The sequence below is a fragment of the Desulfovibrio porci genome (genome assembly GCF_009696265.1).
Taxonomy (GTDB): Bacteria; Desulfobacterota; Desulfovibrionia; order Desulfovibrionales; family Desulfovibrionaceae; genus Desulfovibrio; species Desulfovibrio porci.
On record NZ_VUMH01000008.1, the window covers coordinates 123,486 to 139,780 of the forward strand.

Genomic DNA, 16,295 nt, shown 5'->3' on the forward strand with positions numbered 1-16,295 from the left:
TAACTCCTTGTCTTTGTTGTGAGGTTAGAGAGAAAAATGATTCATGCCGCTTACCTCATGCGCGGACGTGAAATCACAAATCCATGTACGCCGCCGGAGGGCGAAGCCGTCTGAACGGCGGCTTTGGCCTGCGGAGCCGTGAGCTGTCTGTATGCCTCCACATGCTCCAGGGCTTCCGCAAATGTATCAAATGTGGCGCGAACGGTGCGCGCCCCGTTGATGATATGGTTTTTCTCGTACTGGACACGCAGACCGATTTTGTCGTTTCCCGTCTGAAACACGCGCAGTTCATACATTCCGCCGTCTACCGCATCCAGAGTCAATGCATGTTCATTCTTGCCGTAAAAATCACTGCCGGTAGGATGAAAACCGGCCCTGGCAAGCCGGTCGCGGAAGGTTTCGCCAGCCAGTGTCGATGCTGGCGCGGCAGCTTCGGCGGGCGGCGTTTCTTCAAGCCCGCGTTGTTCGGCGTCATTGCGGGCAACCTGTATGGCCGCTTCCCGCGTCTCGAACTGCTTGAGTTTCATGCCGCTCGGCGCGGTCGCCGTGCTGTGCCACTGACCGTCCTCGTACAGACTTTGCCCCAGGGAACCGATGCTGCTGTTGAAATAGGTGCGGCGCAGGACATACCCGTTTTGCAGTGTATAGCCGTTGTGCTGATTGGAGACGGTGTATTCCGTTCTCCCTTCTCCTTCGCCGTATTTGAGCGTGTGAGCTTGTTTTTCCGGCGGCGCAGCGGGAACTGCGGCGGCAGCGCTGTTCTCCTTCGGCTGGGGCGCTTCCGCTGTTGTCGGCTGTTCATCGGTCAGAGATGTTTTCGGTGTCCAGGTGGAGACGTAGCTCGAATCCTCCTGCATCCGCTGCAATTCCCGGATGACCGCGCTGTGGTTTTCCCGCGCCAGAGCCAGTTCTTCCTGCTGCGGAAACTCCTTGCCCAGAGTGGCCTTGACGGTTTCCAGTTCGGCCTTTTCCTGCCGTGCGTTCTCCCGCTGCGTTTCCACAGCGTCATCCAGTCCCCTGGCCAGAAAATTGTCCATGCGCTGAAACAGACCGGCCAGACTGAACTTTTCCTCAAAATCGTAGAACAGATTACCCGGTCGGAACTCCCGTTCGCCCGCCCCCCGAAGCGAAAGCTGAAAACCGTCCTTGCCGCTCATACGTATTGCCGCGCGTTCGACAGAGACTTCAAAACCGCGATAGGAGCCGAACGGAAATGTTGCGCTGGAATCGCGGGTGACTTCCTTCACGCCTTCAAGCAAACGGTCTTTTATCTTTTCGCTGTCTTTGGCCGTGAAGGTCTTGCCGTCAGCCGTCAGTTCCACCAGGATTTTTTCTTTCCCCTTTTCCATGACCGTGTGGGTATGGGAATCCCTGCGGCGGACGTTTTCCGCATACAGAGTTTCCTCTTTTGCAAGCCGTGTTTCTGTGGAAGCAAGATACTTGAGGCGGTCGCGCATCCGGTGCTGGCTGCGCTGATGCTGCGAATACAGGGCTTCCAGCTTGCGCAGATCGGCGGCAAGCTGTACCTGCATGAGAATAAGCGGATTGCCGGATGCTGCGGCTTTCATTTCGGCGGCGTTGGCAGCTTCTGAGGCCACATCGTCAATGACACGCTGGAGCAGATCGCCCTTGCGAAACTGTTCAATGGCTGCTGACTTGTACTCTATGCATTGCCACATTCGCGAATCGTAAGTCATCTTTGTTGCATAATTGAATATCTTTACTTTAAAAGTATCAGGATTGCGTTCATAAAATATGTTTCCCTGACGTATAATTCTTCCATTTCGTTGTTCCAAATCTGACGGCCGCCACGGTGCGTCCAGATGGTGCGCGGCCACAAGCCTTTTCTGTACGTTCATGCCCGCGCCCATTTTGGCCGTAGAGCCAAGAAGAACACGAGCACGACCCGTGTTCATATCGCTGAACAGCTTTGCTTTCCGTATATCAGTGTTGGCATCATGGATGAAGGCGATTTCATCGGCGGGAATCCCCTTTGCCATGAGTTTTTGCTTCATGTCGTCATACACGGAGAACTTGCCGGACGACATGGCGATGACCTCATCCATATTGACGACACCGGCAAGAGCGTCGTCCCCGTCATCCTCGGCCATGTCTTCCTGTTCCGGCGTTTCTCGGACAAGCGTGCCGTCCACGTCGATAAGCGCCCCGGATTCCAAATCCTGCCGTTCGCTCTGAGCGGATGCCGGAACCTTTCCTCCCTTGGGTGTGGAGAGGTCGCAGAAAACAAGCTGCGTTCCCTTGTCATTGGTTGTATCACGCCAGATTTCGTGGATACGCTCGACGGCGGCGTTGAGCTTGGAACCTTCAAAATCATCGGCGGTCGGTTCTATCAGCCGGAAATCCAGTCCAGCCTTGCGGGCGTCATTGGTGACTTTGAGAGAATTGTCGATGCGCGGGTCCCTGGGCAGATTCTCCATGCGCTGGATGATCTTGTCCATATACGCGGCTTGAGCCGGGGAGCGTTCCACCACATCGTTATAAGGCTTGCCGCCTTCAATCGGAGGCGTCAGAGGCCGTTCCCCGGCCTGCTTCGCCTGTTCGTCCAGATCGCTTTTTGTCACGACATCGGCAAAGGTACGGTACATGGAGAGCAGCTCAGGTACGTTCTGAAACTTGGCAAAGCGGCTTTTTAACTTGTAGTTGACGCCTGTTTTAGGATATATTTATTTGAAATTATAGGATAAAAATTTTTTAAATATTTTTGATACCCTGAAAGTTACCCGGCAAAACGCGAGATGGGAAAACACGTCGTTGTACGCTGCGGGATAGGATGTTTACAGGGGCGCAGCGTCAGAAGGTTCCCGCATTTTCTGTCCCGTTTTTTCGATTTTCTTTTTGGACGTTCCGGGATAGCATATTATGCCATATCGCTTTCAGGAGTCCCCATGACCTTTCAGGATATTCTTGCCAGGTACCGCGCCATTTCCTTTTCCGAACGTGACAAGGGCGACCGTTTCGAGCGGCTCATGCAGGCTTTTCTGCAAACGGTTCCGTGGTATGCGGGCACGTTCCGGCATGTCTGGCTCTGGCGGGAATTTCCGTACAAGCAGAACCTCGGCGGCAAGGATACGGGCATTGATCTGGTTGCGCAGACCGTGGAGGGGGATTTCTGGGCCATTCAATGCAAGTGCTATGCGGAAACAGCCAGCATAGACAAGCCCGCCGTGGACAGCTTTCTAGCCACGTCCAGCAAGCAGTTTGTCAATGACCAGCAGCAGACGACCTCCTTTGCGCTCCGGCTCTGGATATCCACCACAAACAAATGGGGCAGCGAGGCGGAAAACGCCATCCGCCATCAGGAACCGCCGGTACAGCGCATCAGCCTTGCCGATCTGGAAAACGCGCCCGTGGACTGGGCCGCGCTGGAACAGGGCATCAGCGGCGCACAGGCCCGGCAGGAACGCAAGCAGCCGCGCCCGCATCAGCAGGCGGCCATAACCGCCTTTCACGAGCATTTCCAGACCGGGGATCGCGGCAAGCTGATCATGGCCTGCGGTACGGGCAAGACCTTCACTTCCCTGAAAATTGCGGAGAACGAAACCGGCGGCAGGGGGCTTGTGCTGTTTCTGGCTCCTTCCATTGCGCTGGTGGGTCAGACCCTGCGGGAATGGACGGCGGAAACATCGGCGGACATTTTCCCCATCTGCATCTGCTCCGATCCCGAAGTCAGCAAAAGCAGAAGCAAAAAGGACGAGGATCAGGACGGCTACAGCGTTACCGATCTGGCCTTTCCCGCGTCCACCAATGTGGATGACATCGTGCGTCAGTTCCGGCTGGCGGAAAAATTTCATGCGGACAACCTGCTGGTTGTCTTTTCCACCTATCAGTCCATTGCCGTCATTGCGGAAGCGCAAAAGACCTTTTAGCGGCCCTTTGATCTGATTATCTGCGACGAGGCCCACAGAACCACCGGCGTCACGCTGAAGGACGCGGAAGATTCCGCCTTTGTGAAGGTGCATGACAACGCCTTTATTCAGGCGAAAAAACGCCTCTACATGACGGCCACCCCGCGCCTGTATGCGGAAGAAAGCAAGAAAAAGGCGCAGGATGCCGAAGCCTGGCTCTGCTCGATGGATGACGAAGCCCTGTACGGGCCGGAGGTCTTTCGCATCGGCTTTGGCGAGGCGGTCGATAAGAATCTGCTGGCGGATTACAAGGTGCTTGTGCTGACGCTCAGCGAAAGCCAGATTCCCGCCGCCCTGCAAGCCGCCGTGGCGGACAGCAGCAAGGAGATCGATACCGACGACGCAAGCAAGCTCATCGGCTGCATCAACGCCCTGTCAAAGCGGATGCTCATTGACGAGGGCCTGCTGAAGACCTCCGATCCCGCGCCCATGCGCAAGGCGGTCGCCTTCTGTCAGAACATCAAGATTTCGAAACGGATCAGCGCGGTCTTCAACGGTTTCAAGGAAAGCTATTATGACAGCCTGACGCAGGAGGAACGCGCGGAAATGGTCAGCGTATCCGCGCAGCATGTGGACGGAACCATGCCCGCCACCACCCGCGACGAAAAGCTGTCATGGCTTAATGCCGCCCCTGCCGACGGCAACGAATGCCGCATCCTGACCAATGTGCGCTGCCTTTCCGAAGGCGTGGACGTGCCTTCTCTGGATGCGGTGCTGTTTCTTTCGGCCCGCAATTCCCAGATCGACGTGGTGCAGTCCGTGGGGCGCGTCATGCGCACGGCTCCGGGAAAGAAATTCGGCTACATCATTATTCCCGTCCTCATTCCTTCCCATGTGACGCCGGAAGAAGCGCTCAACGACAACAAGCGTTTTGCCGTTGTCTGGACAGTTCTCAATGCCTTGCGCGCGCATGATGACCGCTTCAGCGCCATGATCAACAAGCTGGAACTGAATCGCCACAAGCCAAAGGACGGCGGCACGGTGCTGATCGGCGGCATTGGCGACGGACATACGCCGGATGAGGAAGGCGACACGCCCCCGGCGGGCAAGGGAGGTGGCACGGCAACGCGGCTTCCCCTGCCCCTGCCGCATCTTCAGGATCTGCAAGGGGCCATTTATGCCCGCATGGTGCAGAAGGTCGGCAACAAACGCTACTGGGAACAGTGGGCGGCGGACGTTGCCCAGATCGCTCAGGGCTATATGGAACGCATCGACCGCCTGATCGCCGTTCCCGGCCCGCACAAGACCGCCTTTGACGACTTCCTGTCCGGGTTGCGCAAGAATATCAATCCCGCCGTCACGCCCGGCGAGGTGGTGGAAATGCTGGCCCAGCACCTGATCACCAAGCCGGTCTTTGAAGCGCTGTTTGAGGATTATTCCTTTGTGCAGCACAATCCCGTTTCCCGCGCCCTGCAAGGCATGCTTGATCTGCTGGAAGCGCAGGCGCTGGAAAAGGATACCGTCGTGCTTTCGCGCTTTTACGAATCCGTCAAAATGCGCGTTTCCGGCCTCGACAATGCCGAAGCCCGGCAGCGCGTCATCGTGGAGCTGTACGACAAGTTTTTCCGCACGGCCTTTCCCCGCACGGTGGAGAAACTCGGCATCGTCTATACCCCCGTGGAAATCGTGGACTTCATCAACCGTTCCGTGGCCGATGTCCTGCAGGCGGCCTTCGGGCGCTCCCTTTCCGATGCAAACGTGCATATTCTTGACCCCTTTACAGGGACAGGAACGTTCATCGCTCGCATGATTGAGAGCGGCCTCATCGCGCCGGAGGCTCTGCCCCGCAAATACGCGGCGGAGCTGCACGCCAATGAAATAGTCCTGCTGGCCTACTATATCGCCTCCATCAATATCGAAAATGCCTACCATGCCACACAGGGCGAAAGCGCCGCCTATACGCCCTTCAACGGTATCTGTCTGACGGATACCTTCCAGCTTGGCGAAACCGATGACGTCAACTGGCTCTATACGCCCGCCCTGCCGCAAAATTCCGAACGGGTGCAGGCCCAGCAGAACGCCCCCATTCAGGTCATCATCGGCAATCCGCCCTATTCCGTGGGCCAGAAATCCGCCAATGACGATGCGCAGAACCAGTCCTATCGCCGCCTGGAACAGCGCATTGCCGATACCTACGCCAAACAATCGGACAAGACCAACAAGAACGCCCTCTATGATTCCTATATCAAGGCCTTCCGCTGGGCTTCGGACAGGCTGGACAAACAGCACGGCGGCATCATTGCCTTTGTTTCCAATGGCTACTGGCTGGACGGCAACGCTATGGACGGTTTCCGCAAAAGCCTTGAGGCGGAGTTCAGCGCCATCTATGTCTTCAATTTGCGCGGCAACTGCCGCACGTCGGGAGAAGTTCGCCGCAAGGAATCCGGGAACGTCTTTGGTCTTGGCAGTCGCACGCCCATTGCCATTACCGTGCTGGTCAAAAAGCCCGGCTATACAGGCAAGGCCCTTATCCAGTATCACGACATCGGCGATTATCTGAGCAGGGAAGAAAAACTTGCCATCATTGCCGAAAAGCGCAGCATCCTCAATCCTGCCATGAACTGGACGCATATCCGCCCCAACGCGCATGGCGACTGGCTCAATCAGCGCAATGACGTGTTCGGCACTTTCATCCCTCTTGGAGACAAGGAGAACAAGGAGAATAAGCAGACGTTTTTTATGCCGTATTATTCCAATGGATTGAAAACCCAGCGTGACGCATGGTGCTACAATTTTTCGCAAACAAAATTGCAGCAGAATGTCAAATCTACCATTGATTATTACAACAGCATGGTGGAATCCGGCAGGGAAACGCCCATGCTTGATGCCACAAGAATAAGCTGGACGCGGGCATTCCAGAATGATTTTCAGAAGAAGCGCACAAAGACTTTTGAGCCTTCTGCCATTAGGCAGGCAGTCTACCGCCCCTTCTGCAAACAGCACGTCTATTTTTCTGCGGCATTGAATGAAATGCAGTATCAAATGCCGAAACTTTTTCCCACGCCGGAAACCAAAAATCTTGTTATCTGCTTGCCGGGTATTGGCGGGCGTTGGGTAGAGTTTAGCCCCTTCATGGTCAACGATATTCCCGATCTGCATCTTCATAATGATGGAACCCAATGCTTTCCGCTGTACTATTACGAAAAGAAATCCGTCTACCAGCCGACGCTTTTTGACAGCGAAAAAAGCGAGTACACGCGCAAGGACGGCATAACCAATTTCATTCTGGAACGCTGCCGGGCAAGCTACGGGCCGAAGGTCAGCAAGGAAGACATTTTCTATTATGTCTATAGCCTGCTGCATTCGCCGGACTACCGCCGGACGTTTGCCGCAGACTTGAAGAAGATGCTGCCGCGCCTGCCGCTGGTGGAGAAGCCTGCGGACTTCTGGGCGTTCAGCAAGGCGGGGCGCGCGCTGGCGGAACTGCATCTGAATTATGAGACGCAGCCCCCGCACCCGGACGTGGTTGTTACCGGCGCGGAACAGGGCAAGTTCCGCGTGGAGAAGATGCGCTTCCCGGACAAGCAGGACAAGACGACCATCGAGTATAACCCGTGGATAACGATCTCGCATATCCCGCAGGAAGCCTGCGAATATGTAGTGAATGGCCGAACCGCTGTGGAATGGATTATGGAGCGCTACCAGATCAAAATGGACAAGGCCAGCGGCATCACCAACGACCCCAACGACTGGGCCACAGAACAGGGCAAGCCGAGGTACATCCTCGACTTGCTCCTGAGCGTGATAACCGTCAGCGTGGAGACGGTGAAACTGGTTAAAAGTTTGCCAAGTCTTTCCTTAGGAAATGGGCTGTAACAGTATAACAAAGTTTGATATCATTTCAGTAGGAGTCTATCATGTTTTTATCGCAAATGACTTTGAAAAATTTCAGAAAATATACTAATCTTACTATTAACTTTCATAAAGGATTAAATGCCTTGGTAGGAGAGAATGATTCCGGAAAAAGTACAATTATCGACGCCATCAAAATAGTACTCTCCACTCAGAGTGACGACTACATTGCAATTACCGAGGACGATTTTTTTACTGATAATGATGGGAAAAGTGCTACAGAATTCTCAATCAGCTGCACAATTGAAAATTTCGAAGCAGAAGAAGCAAAAAACTTCATTGAATTTGCAACAGTTGAAAAAGAAGAAAATAATTCTTCTACTAATTTTAAGTTGTTCTTATTCTTCAGAGCATATAAGGAAGGAAATAGGATATATAGAGAATTAAATACTGGAGACAGAGATAGAGGGAATGTTCTTAACGGTAAAGCGAAAGAATTGCTTAAATGTGTATATTTGAAACCGCTACGTGATGCCGAACGTGAAATGTGTCGTGGACGAAACTCAAGAATTTCACAAATTTTATATAGCCATCCACACTTTTCCAATAAAGAAAGTAATGAGTTAGTAGAAATAATAAAAAAAGCTAACAATGAAATTCAACAGTATTTTATTGATAAAGATGGAAAAATAATTTTAGAAAACATCAGAGAAACATTACAAGAATTTATTGATAAAAATGCTTCTAATAGTGCTTCTATTGAAGCCTCTAGAACTACACTCAAACAAATCCTTGAAAGTTTGTCTCTTATTGCCCCCGAAAGGAGCCCAGGCTTGGGAGTCTATAACTTACTCTTTATTGCAGCAGAACTATTACTGCTCAATTCTAATGCGAATGACAGCTTAAAACTAGCCCTAATCGAGGAACTCGAAGCCCATTTACATCCTCAAGCTCAACTACGACTAATGAATTATCTGCAAAAGAAGTATAACGATTCAGGTGTTCAGCTTATAATATCAACGCATAGTCCGACACTGGCATCTAAAATCAATACGAAAAACATCATATTAATTAAAGGAAATGCTGCATATGAGTTAACACCAGACAAAACAGCTCTCAATAAGGGCGATTATCTATTCTTGCAAAGATTCCTTGATGCAACTAAAGCGAATTTCTTCTTTGCTAAAGGCATTATCATGGTTGAAGGAGATGCAGAAGCATTATTAATCCCGGCTTTAGCAGATATTTTAGATTTAAATCTAGAAAAGCATGGAGTATCTCTTGTTAATGTTGGGAATATTGCTTTCTTTCGATATTCAAAAATTTTTCTTAGATCACAAGGAGATACACTCCCAATTCCTGTATCAATTATCACAGATTGTGATATTAAACCAGAAGAAAAAGATGGCGTCTTTAACACCTATAATACTGAAACAGAAAGAAAGATCGAAAGCATCAAGCAAAGATACAACAACAAAAATGTTCAAGCATTTGTTGCACCAAAATGGACTCTTGAGTATTCTATTGGACTTAGCAGTTTAAAAGATATGTTGTTTGAATCTATTTTACAAGCAGAAAAAATAGAAAACAGCGACAAGTATGCTCTAACTGACTCAAAAATAAAATCTGTTCATACTGAATTTCAAGAAGAACAAACTGCATGGAAAAGTATCTCTCCTGAGAAAGTCGCTTATAAATACTATCACGATATCATGCTCGAAAAACAAATATCAAAAGCTGTTGTAGCACAGTGCCTAGCTAGTAATTTAAGATGGAGCCTTATTGATGAAACAAAAGGATTAACAAAAGAAAAGATGTTTGATTTAGATTTGTATCAGATAAGTATCAATGAGGATAAAAGGAAAGCTCTTGCTGAGCAGCTAGAGAGAGATATCTACCTGAAATACATCGTTGATGCAATCAAACACGCAGCTGGCGTAAAATAGGGCAGAGATTATGTATACAATATCTGATTTTTCTTCGTTGGAAAAATTACTCTTACCTCCCGGTTGTACGTTTTCACATGACGCAAAAACTGTAATCAACTGCTGGGAAAGTAAAGATATTTTGGCATGCCCTGGTAGTGGAAAAACAACTGTTCTGATCGGAAAACTAAAAATACTTACGGATCGACTGCCACTACCTAATGGTCAAGGAATCTGCGTATTATCTCATACTAATGTTGCAGTTAATGAAATTAAAAACAAATTTGGAGGCTCTGCCCATAAACTACTATCATACCCTAATTTTATAGGGACAATTCAATCATTCATTGATAAATATATATTATTCCCCTTTCTCAGATGTAGAATCCCTAACCCCATACAATTAACAAGTGATGAAGATTATGCACAATGTTTAAACAACGCAATAAGAAAAACGTATCCCGATACATATAATTCTCTTATTATAAAATGCCGCCATAGTCGAAAATATAATACAGCCGTGGACATTATTAAAGATATCGCTTTTGATGCTGAGGGAAATATTTTAATAGAAAACTCTTCTTCAAAAAAGATATATAAAAAAGATACTATTCACGCTCAAAATTTAAATAATGCAAAACAATCATTATTTAACGATGGTGTTATTAGGTATCGTGATACATATCTTTACACAGAAGAAATAATAAGAGAAAATGGCATCTTACTACGGGATATTTTATCCCGACGGTTTGCTTTTGTTTTCATTGATGAATATCAAGATTGTTCAAGTATACAAAGACAAATTTTTGAACAACTTTTTTCCAATACGAAGACTATTTTCCAAAAAATTGGTGATACCAATCAAACAATCTACAGCGATGTGAGAAAGGATGATCCTTATTGGGAGGCGAGTCCTAATCATTTATCTATTGCTCACACTCACAGATTTAGTCAAGAAATTGCTAATCTAGTAACACAACTCCAACCAGAACAGAAAATATTATCTATAAGAGGGTATTGTAGCATAAGACCGACGCTATTAGTATATGAAGATATTACAAAAGTACTGCCTTCCTTTATCGAAGCAATAAAAAATAACGATTTAATAAAAAAGGATGGAATATATAAAGCTATTGGAATATGTAAAAATGTTAAAGGACTAAAAATTAGTGATTATTGGCCGCAATTCAGAGAAACAAATAAACTAGCGCTTGAAAACAGTTATCAATATTATATTGTAAACATCATGAACGAATTAAATTCTGGTAGAGCATATATAGTAGAGAGGCTTGTTAGAAAACTAATATGTAAAATGTTACACTTTACAAATAGAAGATACAATAAAGATAAATATCATACAACAAAGACGCTTAAACGTTTCCTTGAAGAAACATGTGAACGAGAGTATAAAACACATATGTTTAATTTGATAACCATAAACACAATTACATATGAAAATATAAAAGAAAAAATAGATAAAATTATTTTTTATATATTAGGAGACAATATCTTTCAAGAAATCCCCAATTTTTTCATGGAAAAGAATATCATTGATAATCCTGTTGCAACAAATAATATCTATGAATCAGAAGAATATGGAATAAAAATTCAATTTGATACTGTACATGGTGTAAAGGGTGAAACTCATGATGCCACTCTGTATTTAGAAACAGAAAATCAAAAAAGGTCAGATATCATACGAACAATAAAGCTACTTTATAAGCAAGATCAGTGCAAAAGCAGTCTATATAAAAAAGATAGAAATTGTGTATATGTTGGCTTCTCTCGTCCAAGAGACTTATTATGCCTAGCCATACGACATAGCACATATAAAACTTACAAAGATTTCTTTTCAGAATGGGACATAAAACATATCGGCTAAAACATTGTACTACATAAATTAGTATACCATTGAAAGGTATAAGCATAACCCAACAATCATAAATAAAAACATTACGGCACAACTCTTTTTCCAAGCATCATCTTCATCAATAAAGAGCCGTGCGGTAATTACAAAAAGATAGATACCTGCAACGAAGCTCAAGCCTCCGATCAGGATGCCGGACGGCATATTCAAAAGAGCAGCAGGCGGGAGAGACTGGCCGGAGCCGATACAGAAGCCAGCCCAAAGCATCAGACTGCCAAAGACAAGAAGGCATATCAGGGCCGCAATGCCCAAAGGCACAAGGGTTGCATAGTGAATCTTGCCGGATAACCGTTCTGCCTGTTCCACGACGCTTTCGGTCAGGCGTGCCTGTGCGGCTGCTGTTTCGCTGGCGGCAGCTGCGCTGATACCGTCCATGATTTCCCGTGATGCGTCAGCAATCCTGTCCGGCAGGGCTTCGTAAAAAATTCTTTGGTACTCCAGAGCTGCCAAAAGCGACCAGAGAGCGTCGTCATCCCGCAAATGCAGCTGCCTGCCGATCTCCCGCAGGCGGGCGGATTCCTGTTCGGTAAACTTGCGCCCAAGGGCCTCCTCCAGATTAATAATGGCATCCATGCTCATGCGTTTTCTCCCAGAACCTGCGTAAACAGGGAAGCACACAGAGAGCGCCAGCGCTGCACTTCGGCGCGTGTCCCAAAGGGCATTTCCGCGCACGCTGCACGCAGGGACATCCGCCTGGAATAAAGCCAGTCGGCTACACGGTTGGCAACAGCCGGGAAATCCAGCGTACCGCCCTTTCTTTCCACGGCTTCACGCGCTTTTGAGGCGTTATAAAGGTCAAAACGCTGCGCCTCCCCAAAGTACAGATTACGACAGACATAAATCCGCACGTCGGCAAAGACTTCCTGAAAGGAATGCAGCAGTTCTATGGAATCCCGGTGGCGGTTGATAATCCAGAAAACACACAGTTCACGCGCCATATCCTGCAAGGCCGCCTTCATGATTTCGCCATAACTGTTCGTGCTGGTCTTGGTACGGGCTGCCGCATTGATGACGACGGCGTATTCCGGGAATTTCTGCACCATGTCGAGAAGATCCGCCCAGCCGTCAGCATCATCGAGACTGTTCATGCGGCAATGCAGATTGGGCAGCTCCAGAGAGCTGTGCGCCTTGTAGACATCAGGATTGTCGGTGTCTGTATCCACCAGCAGGACGTTGACTTCCCTGTTGAGCAGGTAGTCCACCAGCGCAAAGGAAAAAAGGCTTTTGCCCACGCCGCCCTTGCTGCCGCCAACATAAAAGACACTGTTCTGAATAGTCATTGCTACAACTCCGAATCCGGTATGTCCGGGGTATAATAAGAAGGCGTCTCTGCCGATGCCGGAGCGGCGTCTGCCGGGGCAGAAGCCGTATCCCGCGCTTTTGAGGGAGAGGAAGCCCGCTTGCGCGTTGTTTCCCCTTTGGGAAGCAACCTTGCCCGAATGACTGGCGGTGGAATGCTGACATTGCCGTCGGCCATGATCTCGGACAATTCCCTTACGGTATAGCCCTTTTCCAAAGCCTTGCGTATTTGGACGTCGAGCAGCTCAACGGCTTCTTCCCTTGTCTTGCCAAGGTTCTTGTCCGGCAGGTCATCCAGCGTTTTCTGCATGGCCTTGATGTCTTTCATTGCAATGCGCTTGAACTTTCCCATGCGTCCGCCTCATCGCATCCGTATGCGCGGGCTGCTGCGCTCCCGCTCCTGCGCTATGCGCCGTTTTTCAATCTCAGCAACAAGGTCTGCAAGTTGCTGTACACCGCTTCGACATCGCTGAACAATTTTTTCAAACTGCGCACTTCCGCCACAAGAAGCATCTGGCGCTCCTCCAGCTCTTCCAGACGTGTGCCGCACTCCTTCAGCCGCGTCTCGTAATTTTCCTCCAGACGTTTCAGCGCCTGAAGCAGCATCTGCTCTGTTTCGCTCATGGCAAACTTCCTTCTGTTTTTCCGGCAAATGCAGGGAAACGGCTGGTCTTACCTCTTTCCATTTCAGCGGATAACGCTTCCTGTTCTGCCGTGTGCGTTTTGCCAGAACGCGCCCCAGTTCGGCCTCAAGGCGGGCGATGGTATGCGCCGCCTGTTCCGGTACATGAGCCCAGCCTTCCCTGTCCGCAGCTTTCCAGTCCTGAGAAAACATGCCGCCCTTCAGACGCAGTTTCATGCCCGTTTCCGGTTCGATGACGCTGACGTATTCCTTGCCCTGACGGTTGATAGTCAATCCCAGCTCTTTCAGCGCCTTCAGAATGTCCGTGCGTTCCCTGATCTCTCCCGCTGCTCTCCTTTCCCCAAGGTGGGCCAGAATGGCGTCTCTTACCTTGTCGCGTTCTCCTGCCCGGAGTTCCTTTCCCCATCTGGCCAGACGCGCCCTGAACAAATCAGCCTTTTTCGGCAGAACCTCCCGGCGTCTGGCAGGATCATCCGGGCGGGCCCAGCCTTCACGCCAGTTGAACAGGTCTCGAAAAACATCAAAGTCCTTCTGCCAGCCGGGCGGACAGGCGTTAAAATCCTTTCCGCTGGAAAGTTCCAGACGCGGAATCAGAAAATGCAGCTCATGATGCCCCGCATGGGTATGGCGAACCCAGAGAATATTGCGCTGATCTTCTTCAAGCCCGGCAAAGGCCACATGTTCAAAAGCATCCATCACGGCGTTTTCCTGCTGCTCACTGACGCAGTCATCAGGATGCCATGCCAGTACGCCGGACGTGAATTTCCATCGCCGCTCTATGCTGTCGATAAGCGCACGGGTCATGGCAGGATCGCCGCGCAATACCTGCGGGGGGCGTGTGTCTCTTCCCGGATAATCCGTGCGCACAAGATAGCGGCTGGGCTTGTCTCCTGATCCGGTTCCATGCGGAAATACCTTCATCATCATGACGCCTCCCCCGTACTGCTATCCTCCGGGGCTGCCGTGGCAAACTCTCTGACATGCCTTTCAAGCTCCTTCAGGGCCAGCAGGACTTCCACGGCCTCAGCTGCCTGCTTGTAAGTATTGGCCCAGCGTGCAAGCTGATTGATATTAACGCCAATACGCGCCAGCTCACGCACTCGGCGTCTTTCTTCGGGAGTTCTTCGCAGTCGTATGCCAAGGCAGGTCTGCCGCACATAATCCGACATGCTCATGCCATGCAGCCCGGCATTGAAGCGAAGAATGTCGCGTTCCTCCGGGTAAAGGCGTATGATAACAGCCGCAGTGCGAACCGGTTTGACGCGCTTCATCGCCTTGCCTGCCTTTTGCCTTTTAGGGGTTCGAAGGGGCAGCGCCCCTCGCCAGCCGTGAAGTATGACGCGAAGCGTCTATACGAAACGTAGGCTGGCCCTCGGAAATACCGCCGGACAAATACGCAGACATGAGCAGAGGAACAACATGGTGACGGATCAGCATCCGGGTAATATCGGGAACGCATATGCCGCATAACCGGATCGCATGTGGCACGCGACATGATGACAGGAAGCGTTTGCCGGATCGGTATGACTCCGATAACGGATTCGCTTTCTGCCGCAGACGGATCACTATCCGTCTTCCGGGAAGTCAGTATCCGCCTATGCCAGAGACAGGCACCGGGCATATACGGGCCTTTTTCTGGGGCGGTATTCCATGAACAGGCAGCAGGTAACGCCTGCTGTTGCTGCCCGGTATCCTGCGTACCGCTGTTCTTTATGTGCCCACTGCAAAGAACGTCTGCGCAGCTTTCCTGAAATGTATGTGCGGCCTTGCTGGTATGTGGACTTCCTTTGACAGAGCCCCCGCCGGAGGCTTCCTCGTCCGTCGCCCGCATGTATTTTTTGCCGGAAGCAAGGGCATAAGCGTCAAGGCCCGCGAAGCGGCCCGCAAGGGCCTGGCCTTGACGCGCTGCCCGCTTTCGGCAGATTTGCGGGAGTGACGGACGACGAGCCGGGAACAGGGTCATGCCTATTCTTCTTCCTTTTGCGAAGAGGAGAGCTTGTCCAGCAGGGCATAAATATCCGCTGCTTTCCAAACAGCGGTACGCGGGCCGAGTTTGATAGGCTTGGGGTAGCGTCCGCTCTTGCATCCCGCCCACCATGCACTGCGGCTGATGGGGATGAGTTCCAGAATCTGGCGCAATCGCAACAGGCCTTTAGTGTGCTCAGGTGTCGGCATAATTTCCCCTCCTCGGTATTTTGCGCAGCATATCATGCCTTTTCCGGCGTTCCCGTTTTTTCTCCTGATTGCGCCATTGCATATGTCCCATATTGTCCCATGAAATACCTGTTATATTCTCAAAAATATATTTTTTATCTTGACAACTTTTTGAAATTCTTTGCACAGCAGTAAAACTTTTTGGAATAATTAGTTTTCTTATTTTTCTTGTTCCCCATGCTTTCCTTGTCTATATTCGGGTCTCATAGACATAAAAATATCCGGGAAAGCCTCTTGCGTACTGTGTATACTTTTGGACTTTTTGATACATATAAAGGCCGGTGCGTGCCTCTGAGGGGCATACACCGGCCTTGCCGTTTTCTGTCCGGGAAAGACAATACTCAATCCAGAGGAACTGCCTGTTCCTCACAAGCCGGGGAAGGAGCCTGCCTTATCAGGGCTGCAATGTCTGTACTTCTCCATGCCGTCGTGCGCGGCCCCAGCTTGACGGGCTTGGGAAACCTGCCATCCCTGCATCCACGCCACCATGCGCTTTTGCTTACAGGGATCAGTTCAAGAACCTGCGGTAGGCGCAGCAAAGAATCTCCTGCCGGATATGTCATGGCTTT

At 49.9% G+C, this 16,295-nt stretch carries 12 protein-coding genes; 4 read left to right on the forward strand and 8 right to left on the reverse strand.

Annotated features, from left to right (window positions below):
• Nucleotides 1-50: 50 nt before the first annotated feature.
• A complete protein-coding gene (locus FYJ44_RS09160) occupies nucleotides 51-2,459 on the reverse strand; it encodes a helicase C-terminal domain-containing protein (RefSeq protein ID WP_195841000.1) in 2,409 nt (802 codons plus the stop codon).
• Nucleotides 2,460-2,906: 447 nt separating this feature from the next.
• On the opposite strand from FYJ44_RS09160, the gene FYJ44_RS14950 reads away from it, so the two are divergent.
• From FYJ44_RS14950 to FYJ44_RS09175, 4 genes are all read left to right on the forward strand, one after another.
• Nucleotides 2,907-3,887, forward strand: coding sequence for a restriction endonuclease (locus tag FYJ44_RS14950; protein WP_326833678.1), 981 nt, complete (start codon nucleotides 2,907-2,909; stop codon nucleotides 3,885-3,887).
• Nucleotides 3,888-3,968: 81 nt separating this feature from the next.
• A complete protein-coding gene (locus FYJ44_RS14955; protein ID WP_326833679.1) occupies nucleotides 3,969-7,742 on the forward strand; it encodes a type ISP restriction/modification enzyme in 3,774 nt (1,257 codons plus the stop codon).
• Between the two features lie 41 nt (nucleotides 7,743-7,783).
• Nucleotides 7,784-9,664, forward strand: a complete 1,881-nt coding sequence (locus FYJ44_RS09170) for an ATP-dependent nuclease (protein ID WP_154511368.1) — start codon at nucleotides 7,784-7,786, stop codon at nucleotides 9,662-9,664.
• Between the two features lie 10 nt (nucleotides 9,665-9,674).
• A complete protein-coding gene (locus FYJ44_RS09175; RefSeq protein ID WP_154511370.1) occupies nucleotides 9,675-11,525 on the forward strand; it encodes a UvrD-helicase domain-containing protein in 1,851 nt (616 codons plus the stop codon).
• 18 nt (nucleotides 11,526-11,543) lie between these two features.
• Here the strand turns inward: FYJ44_RS09175 and FYJ44_RS09180 are convergent, their stop codons facing one another.
• The 7 genes from FYJ44_RS09180 to FYJ44_RS09210 form a co-directional block, all read right to left on the reverse strand.
• Entirely contained in the window at nucleotides 11,544-12,149 is a 606-nt protein-coding gene (locus tag FYJ44_RS09180) for a hypothetical protein (RefSeq protein WP_154511372.1), read from the reverse strand.
• Nucleotides 12,146-12,850: a nucleotide-binding protein gene (locus FYJ44_RS09185; protein WP_154511374.1), complete on the reverse strand. Its 705-nt coding sequence runs from the start codon at nucleotides 12,848-12,850 to the stop codon at nucleotides 12,146-12,148. The genes FYJ44_RS09180 and FYJ44_RS09185 overlap by 4 nt, the downstream gene beginning before the upstream one ends.
• Nucleotides 12,851-12,852: 2 nt before the next feature.
• The gene (locus tag FYJ44_RS09190; RefSeq protein ID WP_154511376.1) at nucleotides 12,853-13,221 is read right to left on the reverse strand and encodes a hypothetical protein; all 369 of its coding nucleotides are present in this window, start codon (nucleotides 13,219-13,221) and stop codon (nucleotides 12,853-12,855) included.
• A gap of 9 nt (nucleotides 13,222-13,230) precedes the next feature.
• Complete coding sequence (locus FYJ44_RS09195; protein WP_154511378.1) at nucleotides 13,231-14,439, reverse strand: relaxase family protein; 1,209 nt, start codon at nucleotides 14,437-14,439, stop codon at nucleotides 13,231-13,233.
• On the reverse strand, nucleotides 14,436-14,783 hold the full coding sequence (locus FYJ44_RS09200) for a plasmid mobilization protein (RefSeq protein ID WP_154511380.1): 348 nt from the start codon (nucleotides 14,781-14,783) through the stop codon (nucleotides 14,436-14,438). Before FYJ44_RS09200 ends, FYJ44_RS09195 begins: the two co-directional genes overlap by 4 nt.
• Nucleotides 14,784-15,477: 694 nt before the next feature.
• Nucleotides 15,478-15,687 carry a helix-turn-helix transcriptional regulator gene (locus FYJ44_RS09205; protein WP_154511382.1) on the reverse strand — a complete coding sequence of 70 codons (210 nt, stop codon included), beginning with the start codon at nucleotides 15,685-15,687 and terminating at the stop codon, nucleotides 15,478-15,480.
• A gap of 380 nt (nucleotides 15,688-16,067) precedes the next feature.
• Complete coding sequence (locus FYJ44_RS09210) at nucleotides 16,068-16,289, reverse strand: helix-turn-helix transcriptional regulator (protein ID WP_154511384.1); 222 nt, start codon at nucleotides 16,287-16,289, stop codon at nucleotides 16,068-16,070.
• Between the last annotated feature and the right edge of the window lie 6 nt (nucleotides 16,290-16,295).

Coding starts and splice junctions, on each gene's coding strand:
- FYJ44_RS09180 (WP_154511372.1), bottom strand. CDS start 12,149: ATGAGCATGGATGCCATTATTAATCTGGAGGAGGCCCTTGGGCGCAAG.
- FYJ44_RS09170 (WP_154511368.1), top strand. CDS start 7,784: ATGTTTTTATCGCAAATGACTTTGAAAAATTTCAGAAAATATACTAAT.
- FYJ44_RS09205 (WP_154511382.1), bottom strand. CDS start 15,687: ATGCCGACACCTGAGCACACTAAAGGCCTGTTGCGATTGCGCCAGATT.
- FYJ44_RS09160 (WP_195841000.1), bottom strand. CDS start 2,459: ATGGACAAGATCATCCAGCGCATGGAGAATCTGCCCAGGGACCCGCGC.
- FYJ44_RS09210 (WP_154511384.1), bottom strand. CDS start 16,289: ATGACATATCCGGCAGGAGATTCTTTGCTGCGCCTACCGCAGGTTCTT.
- FYJ44_RS09185 (WP_154511374.1), bottom strand. CDS start 12,850: ATGACTATTCAGAACAGTGTCTTTTATGTTGGCGGCAGCAAGGGCGGC.
- FYJ44_RS09175 (WP_154511370.1), top strand. CDS start 9,675: ATGTATACAATATCTGATTTTTCTTCGTTGGAAAAATTACTCTTACCT.
- FYJ44_RS09190 (WP_154511376.1), bottom strand. CDS start 13,221: ATGGGAAAGTTCAAGCGCATTGCAATGAAAGACATCAAGGCCATGCAG.
- FYJ44_RS09195 (WP_154511378.1), bottom strand. CDS start 14,439: ATGATGATGAAGGTATTTCCGCATGGAACCGGATCAGGAGACAAGCCC.
- FYJ44_RS09200 (WP_154511380.1), bottom strand. CDS start 14,783: ATGAAGCGCGTCAAACCGGTTCGCACTGCGGCTGTTATCATACGCCTT.
- FYJ44_RS14950 (WP_326833678.1), top strand. CDS start 2,907: ATGACCTTTCAGGATATTCTTGCCAGGTACCGCGCCATTTCCTTTTCC.